The organism is Acinetobacter sp. 1207_04 (assembly GCF_052850415.1).
The window spans coordinates 91,870-113,468 of sequence record NZ_VXCQ01000004.1 but is presented as its reverse complement, the minus strand read 5'-3'; the positions used below and the strand labels follow the sequence as shown (position 1 = coordinate 113,468).

General features: G+C 36.9%; 19 protein-coding genes. 10 read left to right on the top strand and 9 right to left on the bottom strand.

The window, feature by feature from the left end; all coding sequences use genetic code 11:
* Positions 1-67 precede the first annotated feature (67 nt).
* Entirely contained in the window at positions 68-1,723 is a 1,656-nt protein-coding gene (locus FW754_RS05055; protein ID WP_446324036.1) for a poly alpha-glucosyltransferase, read from the top strand.
* Positions 1,724-1,748: 25 nt separating this feature from the next.
* Positions 1,749-2,813, top strand: a complete 1,065-nt coding sequence (locus FW754_RS05050; protein WP_409512376.1) for a YheC/YheD family protein — start codon at positions 1,749-1,751, stop codon at positions 2,811-2,813.
* Between the two features lie 216 nt (positions 2,814-3,029).
* Here FW754_RS05050 and FW754_RS05045 read toward each other — a convergent pair whose 3' ends face one another.
* Entirely contained in the window at positions 3,030-4,004 is a 975-nt protein-coding gene (locus FW754_RS05045) for an alpha/beta fold hydrolase (protein WP_446324035.1), read from the bottom strand.
* A 121-nt stretch (positions 4,005-4,125) separates the two neighbouring features.
* On the opposite strand from FW754_RS05045, the gene FW754_RS05040 reads away from it, so the two are divergent.
* On the top strand, positions 4,126-4,437 hold the full coding sequence (locus FW754_RS05040; RefSeq protein WP_419348880.1) for an MGMT family protein: 312 nt from the start codon (positions 4,126-4,128) through the stop codon (positions 4,435-4,437).
* A gap of 81 nt (positions 4,438-4,518) precedes the next feature.
* Here the strand turns inward: FW754_RS05040 and FW754_RS05035 are convergent, their stop codons facing one another.
* Positions 4,519-4,965, bottom strand: a complete 447-nt coding sequence (locus FW754_RS05035; RefSeq protein ID WP_409512379.1) for a universal stress protein — start codon at positions 4,963-4,965, stop codon at positions 4,519-4,521.
* Positions 4,966-5,325: 360 nt separating this feature from the next.
* Between FW754_RS05035 and FW754_RS05030 the strand changes: the two genes are divergently transcribed.
* Positions 5,326-6,729, top strand: a complete 1,404-nt coding sequence (locus FW754_RS05030) for a KAP family P-loop NTPase fold protein (protein WP_446324034.1) — start codon at positions 5,326-5,328, stop codon at positions 6,727-6,729.
* Here FW754_RS05030 and FW754_RS05025 read toward each other — a convergent pair.
* From FW754_RS05025 to carA, 5 genes are all read right to left on the bottom strand, one after another.
* Positions 6,677-7,327, bottom strand: coding sequence for a CatB-related O-acetyltransferase (locus FW754_RS05025; protein WP_446324033.1), 651 nt, complete (start codon positions 7,325-7,327; stop codon positions 6,677-6,679). The two genes, FW754_RS05030 and FW754_RS05025, sit on opposite strands and share 53 nt — an antisense overlap.
* Positions 7,328-7,381: 54 nt before the next feature.
* Positions 7,382-8,257 (bottom strand): class I SAM-dependent methyltransferase, encoded by an 876-nt coding sequence (locus FW754_RS05020; RefSeq protein ID WP_446324032.1) that lies wholly within the window; start codon positions 8,255-8,257, stop codon positions 7,382-7,384.
* A gap of 153 nt (positions 8,258-8,410) precedes the next feature.
* A complete protein-coding gene (greA, locus tag FW754_RS05015; RefSeq protein ID WP_409512382.1) occupies positions 8,411-8,887 on the bottom strand; it encodes a transcription elongation factor GreA in 477 nt (158 codons plus the stop codon).
* A gap of 94 nt (positions 8,888-8,981) precedes the next feature.
* On the bottom strand, positions 8,982-12,215 hold the full coding sequence (carB, locus tag FW754_RS05010) for a carbamoyl-phosphate synthase large subunit (RefSeq protein ID WP_409512383.1): 3,234 nt from the start codon (positions 12,213-12,215) through the stop codon (positions 8,982-8,984).
* Between the two features lie 14 nt (positions 12,216-12,229).
* Positions 12,230-13,372, bottom strand: a complete 1,143-nt coding sequence (carA, locus tag FW754_RS05005) for a glutamine-hydrolyzing carbamoyl-phosphate synthase small subunit (RefSeq protein ID WP_409512384.1) — start codon at positions 13,370-13,372, stop codon at positions 12,230-12,232.
* Positions 13,373-13,688: 316 nt separating this feature from the next.
* Between carA and FW754_RS05000 the strand changes: the two genes are divergently transcribed.
* On the top strand, positions 13,689-14,207 hold the full coding sequence (locus FW754_RS05000; RefSeq protein WP_446324031.1) for a hypothetical protein: 519 nt from the start codon (positions 13,689-13,691) through the stop codon (positions 14,205-14,207).
* An 81-nt stretch (positions 14,208-14,288) separates the two neighbouring features.
* Here FW754_RS05000 and FW754_RS04995 read toward each other — a convergent pair whose 3' ends face one another.
* Complete coding sequence (locus FW754_RS04995) at positions 14,289-14,828, bottom strand: DOMON-like domain-containing protein (protein ID WP_409512386.1); 540 nt, start codon at positions 14,826-14,828, stop codon at positions 14,289-14,291.
* A 21-nt stretch (positions 14,829-14,849) separates the two neighbouring features.
* On the bottom strand, positions 14,850-15,173 hold the full coding sequence (yhbY, locus tag FW754_RS04990) for a ribosome assembly RNA-binding protein YhbY (protein WP_409512387.1): 324 nt from the start codon (positions 15,171-15,173) through the stop codon (positions 14,850-14,852).
* A gap of 199 nt (positions 15,174-15,372) precedes the next feature.
* Here yhbY and rlmE point away from each other — a divergent pair, with 199 nt between their 5' ends.
* From rlmE to FW754_RS04965, 5 genes are all read left to right on the top strand, one after another.
* On the top strand, positions 15,373-16,023 hold the full coding sequence (gene rlmE, locus FW754_RS04985) for a 23S rRNA (uridine(2552)-2'-O)-methyltransferase RlmE (protein ID WP_419348894.1): 651 nt from the start codon (positions 15,373-15,375) through the stop codon (positions 16,021-16,023).
* Between the two features lie 134 nt (positions 16,024-16,157).
* On the top strand, positions 16,158-18,047 hold the full coding sequence (gene ftsH, locus FW754_RS04980; protein ID WP_409512389.1) for an ATP-dependent zinc metalloprotease FtsH: 1,890 nt from the start codon (positions 16,158-16,160) through the stop codon (positions 18,045-18,047).
* Positions 18,048-18,198: 151 nt separating this feature from the next.
* A complete protein-coding gene (folP, locus tag FW754_RS04975) occupies positions 18,199-19,071 on the top strand; it encodes a dihydropteroate synthase (RefSeq protein WP_446324030.1) in 873 nt (290 codons plus the stop codon).
* Between the two features lie 303 nt (positions 19,072-19,374).
* Entirely contained in the window at positions 19,375-21,030 is a 1,656-nt protein-coding gene (locus FW754_RS04970; RefSeq protein WP_446324029.1) for a vWA domain-containing protein, read from the top strand.
* A gap of 89 nt (positions 21,031-21,119) precedes the next feature.
* A complete protein-coding gene (locus FW754_RS04965; RefSeq protein ID WP_409512392.1) occupies positions 21,120-21,434 on the top strand; it encodes a DUF5713 family protein in 315 nt (104 codons plus the stop codon).
* Positions 21,435-21,599 lie beyond the last annotated feature (165 nt).

The following is a 21,599-nucleotide window of genomic DNA, read 5'->3' as shown; positions in this document are numbered from 1 at the left end:
AAATATAAATGAAAAAATGTGATATATTTAACATTATTTAATAAAACCATGTGAAATGGCGAAAACAATGACACTGAAATATTTAGAACAAATTGAATTTAAAAGAAAACTAGTTGAGTGGATTGAACAGAGATTCACAAACAATAATACGTTTAAAACATTATTTATTTCACTCGGCAATGCTGAAACTCGTTGCAAGGTTTGGTCAACAACTGATGTGGATTTAACCAAAGTAATAAAAAGAGCAATTGTTTATATTGATAAATCATTTTCAAAAAGTAATGCGAGTATTGAATACATTAAACTTGATCTTGTTCAAAATATAAAAGAAAAGGAATGGGGGGATGTTGTTACAGAAATTGAAACTCAAGTACATAATAATCATTTTCGTAAAGGGATTAGCTTTGATGCGCAGTTTGGAATTTGCTTACTTGAACAAGAAATATATGGAAGATCCGTAATTCGTGGAGTTATTTATAATGAGCCTAATTTTATTGACGAAAAAAATTTAAAAACGACTCTAGATAAAAAATATGGAAAATTAACTGAAAAATTTGATTTTAAAAAAATAAAAAAAGTTTACTTATTTGATACTCAATCTGCTATTTACGAAAAGCAGCAGTTTATTGAGCTTCAAACAGGTGGTTGCCAAAATGGTGTACGTTATATTGATGAAAATAATAATAAAGATCATATTATCCAAATGATTGAAAAAAATGCAGCATTTCTACATGATCAAATTAAGGATAATGGTCGCTTTATTTATGGGTACTTTCCTGCATATAACCGTGAAATTAAAAGTTATAATACAGTACGCCATTGTACTTCTTTATATGCACTTATTGAGACATTTGAGATAAATAAGCAAGAACAATACTGGTTTAAAATTCATCAATCGATAGATTATGCTTTAACGCATTTTTATAAAGAGCCACAATTGGGTACAGCATACATGATCGATGGGTTAGATGATGAACCTGAGATTAAGTTGGGTTCTAATGCTGCCGCTATTTTAATGCTGACAAAATATCAAGAAATTACACAAGATAATCGTTATCAAAAATATGCTGAATCACTTGCAAAAGGTATTCAGACGATGATTGATGAGCAAGGTGAAACGACTCATATTTTGAATTATCCATCATTAGAAATAAAAGATAAATTTCGAATCGTGTATTACGATGGTGAAGCAGCATTAGCATTGTTACGATTGTATCAAATCAATAAGAACACAGTTTTATTAGATACAGTTAAATTGATGTTTGAACATTTTATTTCGAAAAATTATGATAAATATCATGATCATTGGTTAAGTTATTGTACTAATGAGCTGACAAAAATATGTCCTGAAGAAAAATATTTTCAATTCGGTTTAAACAATTATTTAAAGCATATGGATTTTATACGTAATCGTCAAACTGTATATGCGACACTCTTAGAAATGATGATGTCTGCTTATAAAATGCTAGTACGTATGGAAGAGCAGGGTTTTACTGAGTTATTGAAGTCAGCAAAATTTGAAGAATTAAAAGAGTTAATTCAATTACGCGTTGAATTTCAGAGAAATGGTTTCTTCTATCCAGAAGTTGCAATGTATATGCAAAAACCTAAAAATATATTACATGGCTTTTATGTTCGGCATGATCGTTTACGTACACGTATAGATGATCAAGAGCATAACTTGTCGGGTTATGTGGCGTATATTAATTATTTTGATATTTAAAATAAAATTAATTAAGGAAATAAAAATGATTTTTGGTATTTTAAAGCCGAATAGAGCTGTAACAGAAGTTGAACGTATATTTATTAATGTTGCACATGAACATGGACATGAAGCTTATATTTTTACGGCCGCTGATGTTGACTTTGAAAATAAAAAAATAAAAGGTATTACTTTAGAAAAAAATGAAATAATCAAAGGTTTTTTTGACTTTCCTGTAGTTATTCAAAATAGGCTTGCTGTAAAAAAAGAAGATGTAGCTATATATAATAAACTTTCTGAAATAATACCATTTACAAATCACCGTATAGGAACAAAGCAGCAAGTTTATGACAGAATGAAACGAGTAGATAATTTTAAAAAATATTTACTACAAGTAATTAATATCACAACATTAGAACATTTTATTGAATTTATTACATTACATAAAAAAATTATTGCTAAGCCAGGAGCAAGTAATCAGGGCAAAGGAATATATACTATTGAATTACAAGAACAAGGATATTTAGTTAAACATTTGTCTGAAGAAAAAAATATTAAAAATGAAGGTATTGAGAGTTTTTTTAATGATATCTTGAAAAAAGGTAAAAGTTTTAATTTTAGTCCATATTTTTTAAGTGAAACAAATTTAGGACATGGGACAGTCTTTAGAATGCATATAACTCGTGGTCAAAATGGGCAATGGCAATTAATTAAAATATTTCCGTATGTTAATTTAAGCAAGGCATCAGATATTACAAATGGTATGCAAGGTGCATTAATTACGACAAGAGAACAACTTTTTTTAGAGCAGTTTTATCCTAAATGTTTTAAGGAAATTAATGAAGAATTAAAAAACTTATTCAAAGTATTTACTAACCAATTTCAAAAACTTTATGCATGGCGTCTTGATTCGCTTGGTTTAGATTTAGGGATTTCACAAGATGGTGAAGTTATGATCTATGAAGTGAATTCTGGCCCTGGTATTGGTTTTATGGCTTATCCGGTGGCTTGTGCTCAAGTGAAATACTATGAATGGTTAGCTGTTAATGCAAAATTACCATTCTTGAATAATTTTCTTCCACTTAATTTGAAAGATGAAAAGTCCTTATGAGCAGATCATGGGCTGTGATATGCGGTAATATTCGTGATGAATTAAATTTTAAACTTACGTTTCAAAAATTATTACCGTTACTAAAAGATAAAAAAATGATCATATTTTATTGTCTATTTGGAAAATGCAACATTACAAGGTACTAGTTTTTATTATCATATGAATGGAATCCAACAAAATCCCGTTGGCTAAAAATCAACGGGATTTATCATAATATTATTTAACCGTACTCAAAAAATCTAAATACGGCTTAACCAGCAATTGTTCTTGTTCCAATAATGGCATATGACCTACACCTTTTAAGATAATTGGGTCTTTTGAATTTTTGAGTAAGCCTTTTAGTTCTGTAGCAGCTTCAACGTTAATAATTTGATCCTTTTCACCCCATGCTATTAGTACAGGTTGATCAATACTACGTGCAGCTAAAGCAAAGGTATCCGGCGTATAGACTTTTGACATCAAAATTAATTGTTCAACCAATTTACTGGTATTGGCAGATTGAGAAATCATTAATTTTTCCTGAGAGTCTTTCAATTCTTTAGGAATAAATGGGGGTATATTGGTGGCAATTTTAAGTAAACGATCTAAATCGCCTGGCTTTGAAACAATCATATTACGTAAAGACGTTGGGTCTTTTAAATAAGGTGTATTTGCTGATTTAAAAACACCAGCACTATCGATTAAAAACAAAGACTTACTATCAACGGGGTATTGTGCGGCATACAGAAGAGCAATTGAGCCGCCCATTGAATGACCTGCAACATGTAAGCCATTTTCAATTTTAGCGGCTTCTGCAAAACGGCGCAGTTTTTCAGTCATATTCGGAATAGAATAATCAAAGTCTGCAGTAACTTTACTGTCACCTTGTCCAGGTAAATCTGGAATAATGACATGATAATAAGGCGTTAAATAGCGTGCTAAACGATTCCAATTGTCTCGACTACCAGCAAGACCATGTACAAGCATAAGCGTTGGTTTACCAACTTGACCACCTTCACTATAAGCCCAATCAATGTCAGCTACTTTTAAGCGTTTACTTTGTAAACCAGCCCAAGTACGCTCTTGTTGTAAAACACTTTGGATATCAATAGTCGCAGAAGCTGCGTGTGTTTGGTTGATTAGGCTGATGCTACCTACAGTTCCCATGCTTAAAGCAATGGAAAGAATAAGTTTTTTGAATGTCCGTTTCATGCTAATTACTCTTGTTGTTTTTAATATGTGTTTTATTAAGTTAGTAGAAAATGATTCTAATTGCATTCGCTTGAATTTAATTTTAACCTAAATATTATGCCAATGCAGATGAGATTCAAAGATGTCGAATGAACTTGCACAAATGATTTTAGCTGTAGTTAGCCAAATTCCAAAAGGTAAAGTTGCAAGTTATGGACAAATTGCAAAATTGGCAGGCTTGCCAAAACATGCACGATTGGTTGGACGAGTTTTAGGACAGATTGAGGATAGGACAGCTATTCCTTGGCATCGTGTGATCAATTCACAAGGGAAAATGAGTACAACTCAACTGACTGAACATGGTGATCATCTTCAACAGATCTTATTGCTCAGCGAGGGTGTTGTTGTACTCAATGGTCGAGTAAATTTAAAGCAGTTTGCTTGGTTACCTTAAATACTTTTTATTTATCCTCAGAATTTAGTAAAAATAATACGTGATCCAAATAGAATGAAAATACTTAAGATCACGTTTTGATTAAGCTGATTTTTTGATGATCATGACAGGCACTGTTAATTCTGTTACAAGTTTTTGTGCAACACTACCTAAAATAAACTTTTGAAAGCCTGAACGACCATTCGAGCTTAAAATCACTAAATCAATATTGAGTGTATCAATGGCTTTAGTAATAGTTTTATGGATGCTTTCACCTTCAAGAATCTGTGTCTGAACATCCACACCAGCATCTACAAACTTTTGTTTGGCTGTATTGAGATTATCTTCAATAAATTTACGGGCACGTTCAATCAGCATATTACTTTGCTGACCTGATAGGTACTCGGCAGCAATATAGGGATCAAGTGTCATGACTTCTGCAACAATCACTTTACTGTTAAATGCTTTTGCAAATTCAACAACATGAGGAATAACGGATAGTGAAGTTTCGGAGCCATCAATCGGTACAAGAATTGTTTGATAAGTCATGGATATTCTCCTAATTTGAATGTAAATAATTTTTATACAGTTCTGTTCTAAAACTGTTTATACATTCATCATAACTTGAATATGATAAGAATAAAACCACGTAAATTTATCGGGATTTATTTATTTTATTAATAGAAATAACAAATAAAATTAGTTACTTGAATTTATTTGTAGAATGATTATTTAAATTTTTAATTCAATTTGTGATGAAAAATACATTTTTATGATGTGTTAAATTATATGGCGTGTATGTTGGTTCGAAAAGCTGAGAAACTTTTATTTGAGTGCAGTGGTAAATATTTATTTAATATGAATTTAATTTGGTCATAATAGATTTAATCTAATGATAATGAATAACTAATGACTGATCAAAATCAACTCAATTGGCAACGTACAAATCTAGATAATATTGAACAGGCATGGGATGGTGATCTTTGGGATCGGAAGCGTTTAGGTGTGCAACTCACTAATTATGTTGATCGTTTAAATTGTGGCGCTGTACTGGCTTTAGATGCTCGTTGGGGCGAAGGGAAAACTTGGTTTGTTCGACATTGGAAGAAGCATTTAGAAGAAAATCACAACGTAATTTATTTAGATGCTTTTGCAAATGACTATTTGGAAGATCCTTTTTTAGTAATTTCTTCTGAGATTACAAGTTGTTTATCCAAAGATGGTGATGTTGATCAAAGTCATATTAATACCTTTAAAGAAAAAGCAGCCGCTGCCTATCATGCATTGTTACCAAGTTTACCAAAAGTACTTTTAACACTAGGATTAAATCTAATTAGTGGTGGAGTATTGGGAACTTTAGCGCAACAGATTCATGAATCAGGTGAAAAAGTTATTGAATCTGCAACTGATCAGCTCGGAGATAAAATTAAAGAAAGCATCGAAGCAAAAATTGAAAATCATGAAGCTGATAAAAATACATTACATGCATTTAAACAAGAACTAGCGAAATTAGCTGAAGAATTAGATAGACCACTCGTTTTTATTATTGATGAACTTGATCGTTGTCGTCCTGATTTTGCCATTCGTTTAATTGAGCGGATTAAACATTTTTTTGATATTCCTAAAATAGTTTTTGTTTTAGTGATGAATAAGCCCCAATTATTACAGTCTGTAAAAAGTTTTTATGGCTATGACTCAGAAATGAATGGTGATTACTTAGAAAAATTTGTAGATTTCACCATAAAGTTTGCTGAAATTAATGACTCAAAAATGTATGAATACATAATTAAAGAACAGTTATTTAGAATTGATGAGTTGGAAAGTGTAGAAATTGTAAATCAGTTTTACTTTTTAGTACTTGGATTACAATTATTGAAAAAACTGAATTCTCGTGAGTTAATTAAAAAAATTAATCAGTATGCTTTATTAAGAACCAATAATAATATGATGAACATGCTTTTAATGGTTTTGTTATTTGATCAAACATTGAGTACAAACTTATTAAATTTTAATAGTATAGTCGATATTCTTTTCACCTATTTTCGAGGGGATGATAGATATGTGACAAAAGAGCACTTTATCCGTACAAAACTATCTTCTGAATTTAATATTAATCAAGTTTTTTTCTTGGATTATTTAGAGAAAATACAAAGTTTCGATAGAAATTATAATACAGCAGGGCAAAGGGAAGATAAGGAAATTGTTTTAAAAAGATTTCTTGAACAATATTCAATAAAGAAATTAGAGAATTCAGCTTATTTTATTCGTGATTGGAAGCAATATATTCAAAATGGAGTTTTTGGAGATGCTTGATTAAGTATTGAGTATCCTCCGTTTGCAACACATCCCGCATCTTCAAAAACTGCTTTTCATCCATTTCATACAGTTTGAGGGAAAGCAGTTTTTCTATATCTTCATCAGAAAAACGATACTTAATCACTTTGGCAGGAACGCCACCAACGACAGCATAAGGCGGAACATTTTGCGTGACTACTGCACCTGTAGCAACTACAGCACCTTCACCCAGTGTTACACCTTGCATGATCATGGCACGGCTGCCAATCCAACAGCCATCAGCAATGATTGTATCGCCTGCGGGTACAAAACTACGCGTATCAAAAGGAAAAGTAGAAATCCAGTCTGGGCGATGTAACTGATTACCGCCCATCATAATTACACATTCAGCACCGAAACAGACGAAATTTCCAATATAAAGCTGATCAATCGGTTTCTCTGTGGTTGCAGGTTTATCATGCAGATAGCGCACTACACAACGCTCAAATCCTTGATCCCAATAAGCAGAATAATAAGAATAATTTCCTTTAATGTGAATATTTGGATTTTTCACTGTTTTGGAAATAAACTCAAATTCACACCAATGTTTCACTGGTGAATTAATTGAATCAGTCATATAAAGCGCGGCAGGAGGAGAGTATGCTTATTTTATATGACTGCGCTCAAAAGTCTAAACAATCTGTAAATGAATTAAATGAGTTGCTTGCGTATGACGAATCTGATCAGCACGTTGATGAAAATAACGTTTAGTAATCTCTGTCCCAGATAAATCTTCCAAAACGACATAACCCATTTTTTCAACGGTTTGGTGTAAATGTTCCGATGTAAAAGTACCGATTAAAGGCTCTTTTAAAAAACGTGTAAATTGTGCAATTGCAAAACTACCGATTCGTTCAATCCCCTGCAACTGCTTATAATCAATCGAATAATCCATCACAACTTCACTGTTTAAGTGTGCGATAGAGGCAATATTTTGTAAAGTTGCCAATGTTGTTTCGGGTTTTAAATAGTGGGTGGTGCCTAACCACGAGAAGAATGCGGGCATTTTGCTGTCATATGAACTACGAAGAAGGGCGTCAGATATTTTTTCTTTTTCAAAATCAATACTGACAAATTCAACATTACTTGGAATTGTGCCTAGTTTTTTTAATTTATGAATTTTGATTTTTTGTGTGTCAGGATGATCAACTTCAAATATCTTTAATTCAGGATATTGTTCAGCCATGCGTAATACAAAAGAATCCAATCCTGCCCCGACTAAAACATATTGTAAAATTTCTCCTCTATCCAATGCTTCCAATAGCCAATCTTCTGCATATATTGAGCGCCCAACGACCTGAGCCGTGAGTCTACCTAGAGATTGATTGAGTGGGGCAGAATTTAAAAATTTACAAAAAATCGGATTAGACAATAATTTGCGCCAACGGCCATTGGTCATTTCAAAAGCATAAGGGTCTGAAAAAACAGGATTTGAGCTATTTTGATGATGATTGGCACGTAATGCGGCTGCGGCTTCTGCTGTGCGGCTGATTCGTCCTGCTTTCATATTCGTCCTAGATTGTTGTTATTGGTAAAGACTTTAATGTAATGTAGAAATTTAACAATGACTGATATGATATAAAAAAATGCATTTTATGGTCATATAAAAAACAAAACCCCTCAAAAGAGGGGCTGAAATTGGAATTTTTATGCTTAAATATTAAAGATATTCAACTTTCACAATTTCGTATTCAACTTCACCATTTGGTGTTTGAATTTTTGCTTCATCGCCTTCACTTTTGCTTAAAAGACCACGCGCAATGGGTGAATTCACTGAGATTTTATTGATTTTAAAATCTGCCTCATCATCACCAACAATCTTATAAGTCTTTTGTTCTTCGGTGTCTAAGTTTTCGATCGTCACAGTCACACCAAAAACCACACGGCCATTTTGCTCAAGTGTTTTCACATCAATTTCTTGAACTGCACCGAGTTTGCCTTCAATGTCTTGGATGCGACCTTCACAGAAACCTTGTTGCTCACGAGCAGCATGGTATTCAGCATTTTCTTTCAAATCCCCATGTTCACGTGCTTCTGCAATGGCAGCAATAATACGTGGACGATCAACACTTTTAAGTTGCTGTAATTCTTTCTCTAGGGCAATTTTGCCTTCAGGAGTCATAGGATAACGTTTCATAGTTGTCCCTCAAGTTTTGGTATTTTAAAAATACAGGTTTATAAATGAAAAAAAGCCCGCCACCGAGAGGTAGCGGGACTTCTCGGTAAACGAATTAACCTACAGTTTGTAAATCTTGCAAACGATAAACATCCATTGGTAATTTAATCGCTAAAGCTTGGCAAACTGCATCGGCACCATTCAAAGTCGTTGTATGGTAAACCTTGCCTTGAAGTGCAGAACGGCGGATTGAGAATGAATCCTGTTGCGCTTGTTTGCCTTCAGTTGTATTGATAATGAGGTGAATTTCGCCATTTTTCAAGCGGTCCACGATGTTTGGACGACCTTCAGTGACTTTATTTACACGTTCACATTCAATACCAGCTTCTTGGATAATATCAAAAGTACCACCAGTCGCAAGAATTTTAAAGCCAAAACCTGCAAGTTGTTTCGCAATACCTACAGCACGAGGCTTATCTGAATCACGAACAGAAATAAATGCGTGTTTTACTTCACCTTCTGTTGGAAGACCTGGTAAACGCTCGTTTGCGCCTAAAACAGCTTTGTAGAATGCTTCACCAAAAGTTTTACCCACACCCATCACTTCGCCTGTAGATTTCATCTCAGGGCCAAGAATTGGGTCAACACCAGGGAACTTATTGAAAGGGAATACTGCTTCTTTTACTGAGAAATATGTAGGGATAATTTCTTTCGTGAATCCTTGAGATTCTAAAGATTGACCCGCCATACAACGTGCAGCAACTTTCGCTAATGATTCACCGATACATTTAGAAACGAACGGTACAGTACGTGATGCACGTGGATTCACTTCTAAGATGTAAACGTCAGTGCCTTTTACAGCAAACTGTACGTTCATCAAACCAATTACGCCAAGCTCTTTCGCCATAGCAATGGTTTGACGACGCATATCATCCTGAACTTCTTGAGATAAAGAGTACGGAGGAATAGAACATGCTGAGTCACCTGAGTGAATGCCTGCTTGTTCGATATGCTGCATGATGCCGCCGATCACAACGTCTTTACCGTCAGATACGCAGTCTACGTCAACTTCAATTGCATCATCTAAGAAACGGTCAAGAAGAACAGGTGCTTCATTTGATGCTTGAACCGCATCACGTAAGTAGCGTTTAAGTTCATCATCGTTGTATACGATTTCCATCGCACGACCACCAAGAACGTATGATGGACGTACCACAAGTGGATAGCCAACTTTCGCTGCTTCAGCCATACCTTCTTCAGCAGATTTAACAATGCTGTTGTTTGGTTGACGAAGTTGCAGACGTTGAATCATTTGTTGGAAACGTTCACGGTCTTCTGCGCGGTCAATTGCATCAGGTGATGTACCGATAATTGGAGCACCAGCTTCTTCTAAAGCACGAGCCAATTTTAAAGGTGTTTGACCGCCGTACTGCACGATAATGCCTTTAGGCTTCTCGATGCGTACAATTTCCAATACATCTTCAAGTGTAATCGGTTCGAAGTACAAACGATCAGAAGTGTCATAATCGGTAGAAACAGTTTCAGGGTTACAGTTCACCATGATTGTTTCGTAGCCGTCTTCACGCATTGCAAGTGCCGCGTGTACACAACAGTAATCGAACTCGATACCTTGACCAATACGGTTAGGACCGCCACCGATCACCATGATCTTGTCTTTAGTCGATGGATTTGCTTCACATTCATCATCGTAAGTTGAATACATATACGCTGTGTCAGATTCGAATTCAGCAGCACACGTATCAACACGTTTGTAAACAGGGGTAACACCCAAGTTCCAACGATGTTTACGGAATTGTTTTTGTGAAATACCCATCAAGTCTGCAATACGAAGATCAGACAAACCTTTACGTTTGAACGAACGGATGTTGTCCGCATTCAAATCACCAAAACCTAGAGTTTTGATTTGTTCTTCAGATTTAATGATGTCTTCGATTTGAATCAAGAACCAACGGTCAATGTTTGTTGCAGTAAACACTTCATCTAGAGTGAAACCGTGACGGAATGCATCTGCAACGTACCAAATACGCTCAGCACCCGGAACACGGAGTTCTTGAAGAATTTTTTCGCGTGCTCCTTCAGTACCCACAGCGATCTTTTCATCAAAACCAGATACACCGACTTCAAGACCACGAAGTGCTTTTTGTACAGATTCTTGGAAGTTACGACCAATCGCCATTACTTCACCGACAGATTTCATCTGAGTCGTCAAAGTTGCGTCAGCTTGCGGGAATTTCTCGAAGTTAAAGCGAGGAATTTTCGTTACAACATAGTCAATTGCAGGTTCGAATGACGCAGGTGTTGTACCGCCAGTGATGTCATTTTTCAATTCATCAAGGGTATAACCAACAGCCAATTTCGCAGCAATTTTCGCAATTGGGAAACCCGTTGCTTTAGATGCAAGTGCAGATGAACGTGATACACGTGGGTTCATCTCGATCACAACCATACGACCTGTATTTGGACAAATACCGAACTGTACGTTTGAACCGCCTGTTTCTACACCAATTTCACGAAGTACTGCTAAAGATGCATTACGAAGTAATTGGAATTCTTTATCTGTCAATGTTTGTGCAGGAGCAACAGTGATTGAATCACCTGTATGCACGCCCATTGGGTCAAAGTTTTCAATGGTACATACAATGATGCAGTTGTCGTTTTTGTCACGAACAACTTCCATTTCGTACTCTTTCCAACCAATTAAAGATTCATCAATCAATAACTGTTTAGTCGGAGAAAGATCGAATCCACGTTCACAGATTTCAATGAATTCTTCTTTATTGTAAGCAATACCGCCACCTGAACCACCCATGGTGAATGATGGACGGATAATCACTGGGAAGCCGAAACGTGCTTGAATTTCTAAAGCTTCTTCCATTGATTCTGCAATATCAGCTTTTGGACATTCAAGACCAATTTTACGCATTGCGATATCGAACAGTTTGCGATCTTCAGCTTTTTCAATCGCTTCTTTGCTCGCACCGATCAATTCAACATTGAATTTTTCTAAAATGCCATTTGCATCAAGTGCAAGCGCACAGTTCAATGCTGTTTGACCGCCCATTGTTGGAAGAACAGCATCAGGGCGTTCTTTCTCAATAATGGCTGCAACAGTCTGCCACGTAATCGGTTCGATATACGTTGCATCAGCCATTGTAGGGTCGGTCATAATGGTCGCTGGGTTAGAGTTCACTAAAATAACACGATAGCCTTCTTCACGAAGGGCTTTACATGCTTGAGCACCTGAGTAATCGAACTCACATGCCTGACCGATGACAATCGGACCTGCACCAATAATTAAGATGCTTTTAATATCTGTACGTTTAGCCATGATCGCTTCCTTAATTACTTCTTAGATGCTTCGATAAGTTCGATGAAATGATCGAACAACGGTGCGCAGTCATGTGGACCAGGGCTTGCTTCAGGGTGACCTTGGAAGCTGAACGCAGGTTTGTCTGTACGATGAATCCCTTGAAGAGTTTGATCGAACAATGATTTGTGCGTAGCTTTCAAGTTTGCAGGTAATGTTTCTGCATCCACTGCGAAGCCATGGTTTTGAGAAGTAATCATCACTGTACCAGTTTCAATATTCTGTACAGGATGGTTTGCACCGTGGTGACCGTGAGGCATTTTCACAGTTTTAGCACCAGATGCTAGGGCAAGAATTTGGTGACCCAAGCAAATACCAAATACAGGTACATTGCGAGCATCTTCAACGATTGTTTTCACCGCTTCAATTGCATAATCACATGCTGCTGGATCGCCAGGGCCATTAGACAAGAACACGCCATCTGGATTGAGTGCCAATACATCAGCAGCAGGGGTTTGTGCAGGTACAACAGTCAACTTACAACCGCGGTCTGCAAGCATACGTAAGATGTTGGTTTTGACACCATAATCGTATGCAACAACATGGAACTTCACTTCAGGTTGGGAGAAACCTTGACCTAAAGTCCAAGAACCTTCAGTCCATTCAAAACCGTCAGGATCACAACATTCTTTAGCAAGGTCTAAACCATTTAAGCCACCGAATGCACGTGCTTTAGCAATTGCTTCTTCTTCAGTGATATTTTCACCTGCCAAGATGCAACCATTTTGAGCACCTTTATCACGTAAAATACGCGTTAATTTACGTGTATCAATATCAGCAATCGCAACGACATTATGTTGTTGTAAATATTCGCCTAAAGATTGCGTGGCACGGAAATTACTATGAAGGAGGGGGAGGTCACGAATGATTAAACCATTCGCCCATACTTTATGAATGCGACCAGACTCAACGTCTTCGTCATTACAACCAGTATTACCAATATGAGGATAAGTTAAAGTTACAAGTTGCTGTGCATAACTCGGATCAGTCAAGATTTCTTGATAACCAGTCATGGCAGTATTAAAAACGACTTCACCAGTCGTACTTCCCGTAGCGCCGATCGATGTACCTTTAAAAACGGTACCGTCAGCTAGGGCTAAAATTGCTGGGGTGCTCAAACCAAAGCTCCTGAACTAAAACCACAAAAATAGGGCTGTAAAAAAGCGAGTAGACGAAAAAAAAGGAAGGTTCATTAAATCCTACCCTCCTCATGTCTGCTCGCTTGTAACTTAACACGGCATTATACGCAGTAAACCTTAATAAGTCCATTGTATTTCTATTGAAAATACGAGATAAAACCCTTGCTATTTATCTTTAACTGTTTTCTATAACTAAGTGTATAAAATGTAAGAATTTAAGAATTGTTAGACAAATCAAAATCTAAAATTTATCTAATCGGGATATGCTAAAGGCTCATATCACAGGGGAAATAATATGAGTATCTCAAAAGAAAAGGTCGGTCAGGCTGTTGTCGAAGCAAAAGAAGTCGTGGCTGAAAAAGTAACAAAAGACGTTGCTGCAATCAAAGAAGTTGTGCTTGAAACTGCGGAAAATTTAGAAAAACTTGGTAAAGAAACACAACAAAAAGTAGTGGGTGTTGTGAACGAAACTCAAGCGAATTTAAAAGTTGAAGCAGAACAACTAAGTGAACAAGTGCAAAATGTGGTTCAGGAAGTGATTCAAGAGCCAGTGCAAGAGATTAAACGAGATGCATCACAGCGTTTAGAGATCATCAAAAAGCAATTTTCAACATCAAAAAGTGATTTGTTTGAGTTCGCTCAATTTTTGAAAGCAGAATGTGGTGTGTTGGTCAAAGAATTGACTGAGGTGACTCAAGAAATTCGTGAAGATGTTGTACAAATTTCTTTAAAACATAAAGAAAATTTAGTTGAAACATTAAAGCGTTCTAAAGCCAATACATTAGATGTTTGGAATAAAGTAACTGCAAAATAATGATTGACGAATACAAAATAAAAAAGTGGGGTCAATGACCTCACTTTTTTATTTCTAAGTATGCACAAAACAAATTGTATATTAGAAGGTATGTAACCAATCACGCTTGTTATGAAAATCGGCTTGTTGACCACTATGCTGCATCGCATAAAATTGATCACCTTGTGTGGTTTTTAACACAGCAGACAAACCAATATACACATCAGTCCATTTTAACTTATGTGTCAGCATAAACTCAGTTAAATCTACGCTGACATTTAAACCGTAATGCGTTCTTTTTAGTTGATTCAGCTCAATGTCGTAGGCAGGTTTAGGCGGCATGTCTTCAGGGTAGCGATATTCTTCAAACTGATAAGCCTGCCATGCTTGGGAAGGGGAGAGATTAACTTCCCGATAAGCGTCATCGCCCTGAATACCAATAAAGATTTCATAGCAGGTTTGTTCCCATAAAAAATCTTGTCGAGGGTTGGACGCAACCATTTCAGGATAAATCATAAATTGATTTGGATCGCGTAACCAAAAACCGACATTTAATGTAAATGGGGTTGCCTGCTCAATTGCACCGACTAAGGAAATGCTTTGAAAGCGGCGGTCAAATGCATTGAGTTCATAACTTGCCATAATCGATCGTCAGCTCAGCAATTAGTTAGAAAGATTTGCGTGACGAACAAGATTAGACAATTTCGCATTTTGTTTTGCTGCTTTTTTATAAAGCAATGCAATTTTACCAATAGTTTGCACAACTTCAGCCGTTGTTTTGTTGGCAATCTCAGCAATCATTGCTGTACGTGCTTCACGATCTTCAGCTGAAATTTTAACTTTAATCAGTTCGTGATCTGCAAGAGCACGGTTAATTTCTTCAACGACATTTTCAGTCAAGCCTTGTCCACCTGTCATTACAACAGGATTAAGCGCATGACCAATTTGACGTAAACGTTTGCGTTCTTGTATAGATAGAGCCGCCATATTAAAGATAACCTAATTTTAAAAACGACTTAGTATAACAAAAGCCATATCACTGCGCTGTAAATTCTGTATAAATAATCGATTAAGATGATTTGGAAAAACGTATAGATTAGGATGCATTTATATACATATGCATACTGCAATGCGTATATTTTTCACGTACAATCAAGCGTTGACATCAATTATATTTTAGAGAGATATGGCTACACGCATTACCAACCAGAAGTTATCCAAAAGTAGTCGTGTGTGGATGAGAGAACACCTCGATGACCACTTTGTAAAGAAAGCACAAAAGGAAGGTTACCGTGCTCGGGCAGCTTATAAACTGTTAGAAATGCAGGAAAAATATAAAATCATTAAGCCTGGAATGACCGTTGTGGATTTGGGTGCTGCACCTGGAAGTTGGTCGCAAATTGCTGGTAAATTGGTCGGTGATAAAGGTTTGGTGGTTGCTTCTGATATTTTAGAGATGGATGCATTACCCGATGTAACTTTCCTTCAAGGCGATTTTCGTGAAGAAGAAGTCTTCGAAAAATTGTTAAATATTTTAGATGGACGGGTTGTAGACGTTGTAATTTCAGATATGGCCCCCAATACATCAGGTAATAAGGCTGTTGATCAACCACGTCAGATCTACCTTTGTGAGCTAGCACTCGATTTTGCAAATAAAGTGTTATCACCAAAAGGTCAGTTTGTCGTTAAAGTCTTTCAGGGCACAGGTTTTGATGAGTTCCGAAAACAGGTTGTCGATAGTTTTACTGTGTTGAAGACAGCAAAACCTGCAGCTTCACGCGCACGTTCTAAAGAAGTTTTTTTAATTGGACAAGGCCGTAAGAAGATTTCTCCATAAAGTTTACTTGCCAAGTAGCTAAAAATTGTGCATTTTGTACCTTTTTATACTTTATTGCGAAATTCATTACTCGCTTTTTGTTAAGGATCTTTCGCTTCTGAAAGATCAAATTAGATTGATATGGGAATAAAGCTTTGAGCGATCTCTTCAAAAATGCCGTACTGTGGCTTGTTATTCTTGGTGTGCTGATATTAATTTTCAGCAACATTAGCGACCGTAACAAACCTGATGCTATGAATTATTCACAATTTGTAGCAGAGGTAAATGCGGGTCAAGTTAAGCAAGTAACAATTGACGGTCTGCAAATCAGCGGTGAAAAAACCAATGGTACTAAGTTTGAAAGTGTTCGCCCTGCGGTAGAAGACCCTCAGCTTATGCCAAGTCTACAAAAAAATAATGTGGTTATTGAGGGTACAGCACCTCAACGTCAAAGCGTGTTGATGCAATTATTAATTGCAAGTTTCCCTGTACTTTTAATTATTTTATTGTTCATGTTCTTTATGCGTAACATGGGCGGTGGTGCAGGCGGTAAAAATGGGCCAATGAGCTTTGGTAAATCAAAAGCAAAATTGCTTTCTGATGATCAAATCAAAATTACCTTTGCTGATGTTGCTGGTGCTGACGAAGCGAAACAAGAAGTTGTTGAAATTGTCGATTTCTTGAAAGATCCTTCTCGCTTTAAACGTTTAGGTGCAACGATTCCTCGTGGTGTCTTGATGGTTGGTCCTCCTGGTACGGGTAAAACGTTGCTTGCTAAAGCCATTGCAGGCGAAGCGAAAGTTCCGTTCTTTAGTATTTCTGGTTCTGACTTTGTTGAAATGTTTGTGGGTGTGGGTGCGTCCCGTGTTCGTGATATGTTTGAGCAAGCGAAACGTCATGCGCCATGTATCATTTTTATCGATGAGATTGATGCAGTCGGTCGTCACCGTGGTTCAGGTACAGGTGGTGGTCACGATGAGCGTGAGCAAACCCTAAACCAAATGCTTGTAGAGATGGATGGTTTTGAGGGTAATGAAGGTATTATCGTTATTGCTGCAACAAACCGTGCAGATGTACTCGATAAAGCATTACTTCGTCCAGGTCGTTTTGACCGTCAAGTGATGGTGGGTTTACCTGATATTAAGGGTCGTGAGCAAATTTTAAATGTGCATCTTAAAAAGTTACCTTCGGTAACGGGTGTGGATGTAAAAGTGCTTGCACGTGGTACACCTGGCTTCTCGGGTGCGCAGTTGGCAAATCTTGTAAACGAAGCGGCATTGTTTGCTGCACGTCGTAATAAGAACACTGTCGATATGCATGACTTTGAAGATGCGAAAGATAAAATTTACATGGGGCCTGAGCGTAAGTCGATGGTCATTCGTGAAGAAGAGCGCCGTAATACGGCTTATCATGAGTCTGGACATGCGATTGTTGCAGAAGTGCTTCCGGGTACAGACCCTGTGCATAAAGTAACGATCATGCCACGTGGTTGGGCATTGGGTGTGACTTGGCAGCTACCTGAGCAAGATCAAATCAGTAACTATCGTGACAAAATGTTGAATGAAATTTCAATCTTGTTTGGTGGTCGTATTGCTGAAGAAATCTTTATGGGGCAAATGTCTACAGGTGCATCAAACGACTTTGAGCGTGCGACTAAACTTGCTCGTGCAATGGTGACAAAATACGGTATGTCTGAAAAGATGGGCGTCATGGTTTACGAAGAAGAAAACCAAAATGGTTTCTTTGGTAACATGGGTAACCGTACAATTTCTGAAGCAACGCAACAACAAGTTGATCAGGAAGTGCGTCGCATTTTAGATGAGCAGTATAAAGTCGCTTGGAATATTCTTGAAAGTCACAAAGATATTGCTCATACCATGGTGAAAGCCTTGATGGAATGGGAAACGATTGATCGTGATCAAATTCGTGACATTATGGAAGGTCGTGAACCACAACCACCAAAAGTTTATATTGCTGAAAATCCAGTGGCAGATGTGATTCCTACCGATGGTCCATCTACACCACCACCATTACCAGCAAGCTAATGAGTAAAAAGTAGATAAAGTAAAAAGAGTCCTGTAAAGGGCTCTTTTTTTTTGCCAATTTTTTGCTAAAAATTTATTGTTTTGAAAAAGATCTAATATGTCAAAAGCAGAATTGGGTAAAATACGATAATTGATGAATGCTGGATGAATGATGCAACTTAAGCCATTAGCTCAAAAAACGTTGAAATGTGGGCAACTTACGCTTGATTTATCACAACCCCATATTATGGGGATTTTGAATGTTACTCCTGATTCATTTAGTGATGGGGGGCAGTATAACGAGGTGGCACAAGCTATTGCTCATGCTAAGCAAATGATTGCAGATGGTGCAACAGTGATTGATGTGGGTGGCGAGTCTACACGTCCAGGAGCATCCGCTGTGGCTATTGAGGAAGAAATTCGCCGTGTTGTACCTGTGGTTACGGAGGTTGCAAAATTAAATGTTGTGATTTCGATTGATACCTCAGCCCCTGAGGTGATGCGTGCAGCGGTTCAAGCGGGTGCCCACATTTGGAATGATGTTCGAGCATTGTCTAGACCTAATGCACTGCAAACAGCGGCAGAATTGGATATTCCTGTGATAATTATGCATATGCGCGGTGAGCCGACCACTATGAATAATTTGGATCAATATGACAACGTTACACAAGATGTAATAATTGAATTGCAGCAGCGTGTAAATGATGCTTTACACGCAGGTGTGCGTTCAGAAAATATCATGATTGATCCGGGCTTTGGTTTTGCGAAGAATGCACAACAAAATTTACAGTTGTTAAATGAATTTTATCGTTTAACGGAACTGGGCTATCCGATTCTTTCAGCATTGTCACGGAAACGTTTTATTGGTGAAGCATTGGGTGGAGTTGATGCAGGAGAGCGTGCTGTGGGCTCTGTTACCGCACATTTACTGACTATTCAGCAGGGTGCGTGTATGGTGCGAGCGCATGATGTCAAAGCTATGCATGATGCCGTTTTGGTGTGGAAAGCTATGCAGAATCCAAAATGCAGTCTAAGTGGTAAGTAGTATCTAGGAAAAGCCTAAAACAAAAGTTTAAATTCATCTCTGTGGTGTTTTTGTATACACAGAGATGATTGGATACGAGAATAATATACAACTATGTGGTTTATTACAGAAAAACCATAAATCTATGTCAACCAAATAAATTGTTTTATTCTAATCGTTATAATATAACAAAATGCTAAAATGTGCTTCAACGTGGATATATCTGAAATCTACATCTGAGAAATCACACTCGAAGCATCTAATAATTTAAATTTTCATGTATTTTTCTGTGTAAAGTCTTAAAAGTAACCTATAGGTGTCAAAATGAAAAATCAACAATTAAAAAATACCCCATCCTGTAAAGCGGTACTGGCATTGTCAATTACAGCAGTATTGCTGACTGCATGTAGCAAAGATCTAATGGTATCAAGTGATATGGCTGAAACCTCTGCTAATGTTGCAAGTGTAGAAGCTATTACAGTGAATTCGACAGCTAAAATGGTTTCGCCTGCTCCATCACCGAGTATCTACGGGACTGAGGGGAATACTGAAAACTATCAAAAAACTGAAACAAATTCGGTGAAAAGTGTAGGGCAAGCACCTATTTCTACTTTTAGTATTGATGTGGATACTGGAAGTTATACAAATGTGCGACGTTTCTTAAATGAAGGAAATTTACCGCCTAAAGATGCTGTGCGTATTGAGGAAATGGTAAATTATTTTGATTACCAATATCCAAATCCAATAGGGGGGCATCCATTTTCAGTCAATATTGAAACTGTAGATTCTCCTTGGCAAGCCAATGCAAAAGTCATTCGTATTGGTATTAAAGCAAAAGATATTGATTCAAAACAATTACCACCTGCCAATTTGGTTTTTTTGGTTGATGTTTCGGGCAGCATGAGTGACAACAATAAATTGGCATTGGTGAAAAAGACTCTGAAGCTTTTAACCGAGCAATTACGTTCGCAAGATCAAGTCACACTTATCACCTATGCCGATGGTGAGAAAATGATTCTTGAGCCAACATCTGGATCAAATAAATCAAAAATTCTTGCCGCAATTGATACTTTAGAGGCGGGCGGTGCAACGGCGGGTGAGCAAGCCATTCAAATGGCATATAAATCTGCACAAAAATCATTTGTGAAAAATGGCATTAACCGTATTTTACTGGCAACAGATGGTGATTTTAATGTGGGGGTTACCGATTTTGACACCTTGAAAAATATGGTGGCTGAAAAGCGTAAATCGGGAATTTCTTTGAGTACTTTTGGTTATGGCTCAGGAAATTATGATGAACAGTTAATGGAGCAATTGGCGGATGCTGGTGATGGTAACTACAGCTATATCGATAGTGAAAAAGAAGCTAAGAAAGTCCTACAGCGTCAATTGAGTTCTACGCTTGCCACGGTGGCACAAGATGTCAAAATTCAGGTGGAATTTAATCCTGCAACGGTGAAGGAATATCGCTTGATTGGATATGAAAACCGCATGTTGAAAAATGAAGACTTCAATAATGATAAGGTTGATGCTGGTGATATTGGTGCAGGGCATACGGTGACTGCACTATATGAAATTATTCCTGTTGGGCAAAAAGGTTGGTTATCTGATTCTCGTTATGCTAATGCTACAGCATTGGGTAAAAATGCCAAAGAATATGCTTTCGTCAATTTACGTTATAAACAGCCAGGGCAAAGTCAGAGTATTTTACTCAGTCAGCCAATTGCTGTGGGTTCGAAGGCGTTGAATCAAGCCAGCGCAGATACACGTTTTGCGCTTGCAGTCGCTGCTTATGGACAGCAGTTACGTAGTCCTGAGTATAATGCTGCAATGCAATGGAATGATATTATTGATTTGGCACAATCGGCGCAAAAACAAGATGCTTTTGGTTTGCGAGCGGAGTTTGTTGATTTGATCAAGAAAGCTAAAAAACTAAGCTCAAATCAGCCAATACAGAAAACTATAAATAAGAGCCAATAAATGTAGATCGTACAGATGAACTTGGTGTTTTGTATACTTTATGTTATATAATCACCCGTTCATGTGCTGATATTTTTATCTGGACTGTTATGTTTAGTGATTTACTCCTCCCAATGTTTGATGATGAATATTATCCAGATATTCTAGTTGCTGAAGTTAGGCAGCATATTGAGCAATTTGCAAAACGACTTGCAAAAAAATCATGTTCTGAAACAGAAGTTTATCTTCTTGCGGGGCAGGCTGTTGTTGAAATTAATGAGATGAAACCACAGTTTGAAGATCTTGATTCTTCACTCGATGATACTGCTGCTGATTATATTGCTGAAGCAATGATGATGGTGGTACAAGATCAGGGATATATGGAAATTGAAATGGAAGAACTTGTATCTAATAGAGAGTGGTAATGCTTTTTGTAGATGTGGGTTGTTTCAAAAATAAATGCCTTTGATTAAGCTGAAAATTTTTTTAATTTTAAAATTTTGAATGTGAAGATTGAAGGTATTTTTTTGCCTGTAATTAAGTGATTCATTATTTTTATTAAATTTTAGGCATAAAAAAACTAGCAAAAA

Bases quoted from the DNA above. Each gene is read 5' to 3' on its own strand.
- FW754_RS05055 (WP_446324036.1), top strand. From the start codon at position 68: ATGACACTGAAATATTTAGAACAAATTGAATTTAAAAGAAAACTAGTT.
- FW754_RS05050 (WP_409512376.1), top strand. From the start codon at position 1,749: ATGATTTTTGGTATTTTAAAGCCGAATAGAGCTGTAACAGAAGTTGAA.
- FW754_RS05045 (WP_446324035.1), bottom strand. From the start codon at position 4,004: ATGAAACGGACATTCAAAAAACTTATTCTTTCCATTGCTTTAAGCATG.
- FW754_RS05040 (WP_419348880.1), top strand. From the start codon at position 4,126: ATGTCGAATGAACTTGCACAAATGATTTTAGCTGTAGTTAGCCAAATT.
- FW754_RS05035 (WP_409512379.1), bottom strand. From the start codon at position 4,965: ATGACTTATCAAACAATTCTTGTACCGATTGATGGCTCCGAAACTTCA.
- FW754_RS05030 (WP_446324034.1), top strand. From the start codon at position 5,326: ATGACTGATCAAAATCAACTCAATTGGCAACGTACAAATCTAGATAAT.
- FW754_RS05025 (WP_446324033.1), bottom strand. From the start codon at position 7,327: ATGACTGATTCAATTAATTCACCAGTGAAACATTGGTGTGAATTTGAG.
- FW754_RS05020 (WP_446324032.1), bottom strand. From the start codon at position 8,257: ATGAAAGCAGGACGAATCAGCCGCACAGCAGAAGCCGCAGCCGCATTA.
- greA (WP_409512382.1), bottom strand. From the start codon at position 8,887: ATGAAACGTTATCCTATGACTCCTGAAGGCAAAATTGCCCTAGAGAAA.
- carB (WP_409512383.1), bottom strand. From the start codon at position 12,215: ATGGCTAAACGTACAGATATTAAAAGCATCTTAATTATTGGTGCAGGT.
- FW754_RS05000 (WP_446324031.1), top strand. From the start codon at position 13,689: ATGAGTATCTCAAAAGAAAAGGTCGGTCAGGCTGTTGTCGAAGCAAAA.
- FW754_RS04995 (WP_409512386.1), bottom strand. From the start codon at position 14,828: ATGGCAAGTTATGAACTCAATGCATTTGACCGCCGCTTTCAAAGCATT.
- yhbY (WP_409512387.1), bottom strand. From the start codon at position 15,173: ATGGCGGCTCTATCTATACAAGAACGCAAACGTTTACGTCAAATTGGT.
- rlmE (WP_419348894.1), top strand. From the start codon at position 15,373: ATGGCTACACGCATTACCAACCAGAAGTTATCCAAAAGTAGTCGTGTG.
- folP (WP_446324030.1), top strand. From the start codon at position 18,199: ATGCAACTTAAGCCATTAGCTCAAAAAACGTTGAAATGTGGGCAACTT.
- FW754_RS04970 (WP_446324029.1), top strand. From the start codon at position 19,375: ATGAAAAATCAACAATTAAAAAATACCCCATCCTGTAAAGCGGTACTG.
- FW754_RS04965 (WP_409512392.1), top strand. From the start codon at position 21,120: ATGTTTAGTGATTTACTCCTCCCAATGTTTGATGATGAATATTATCCA.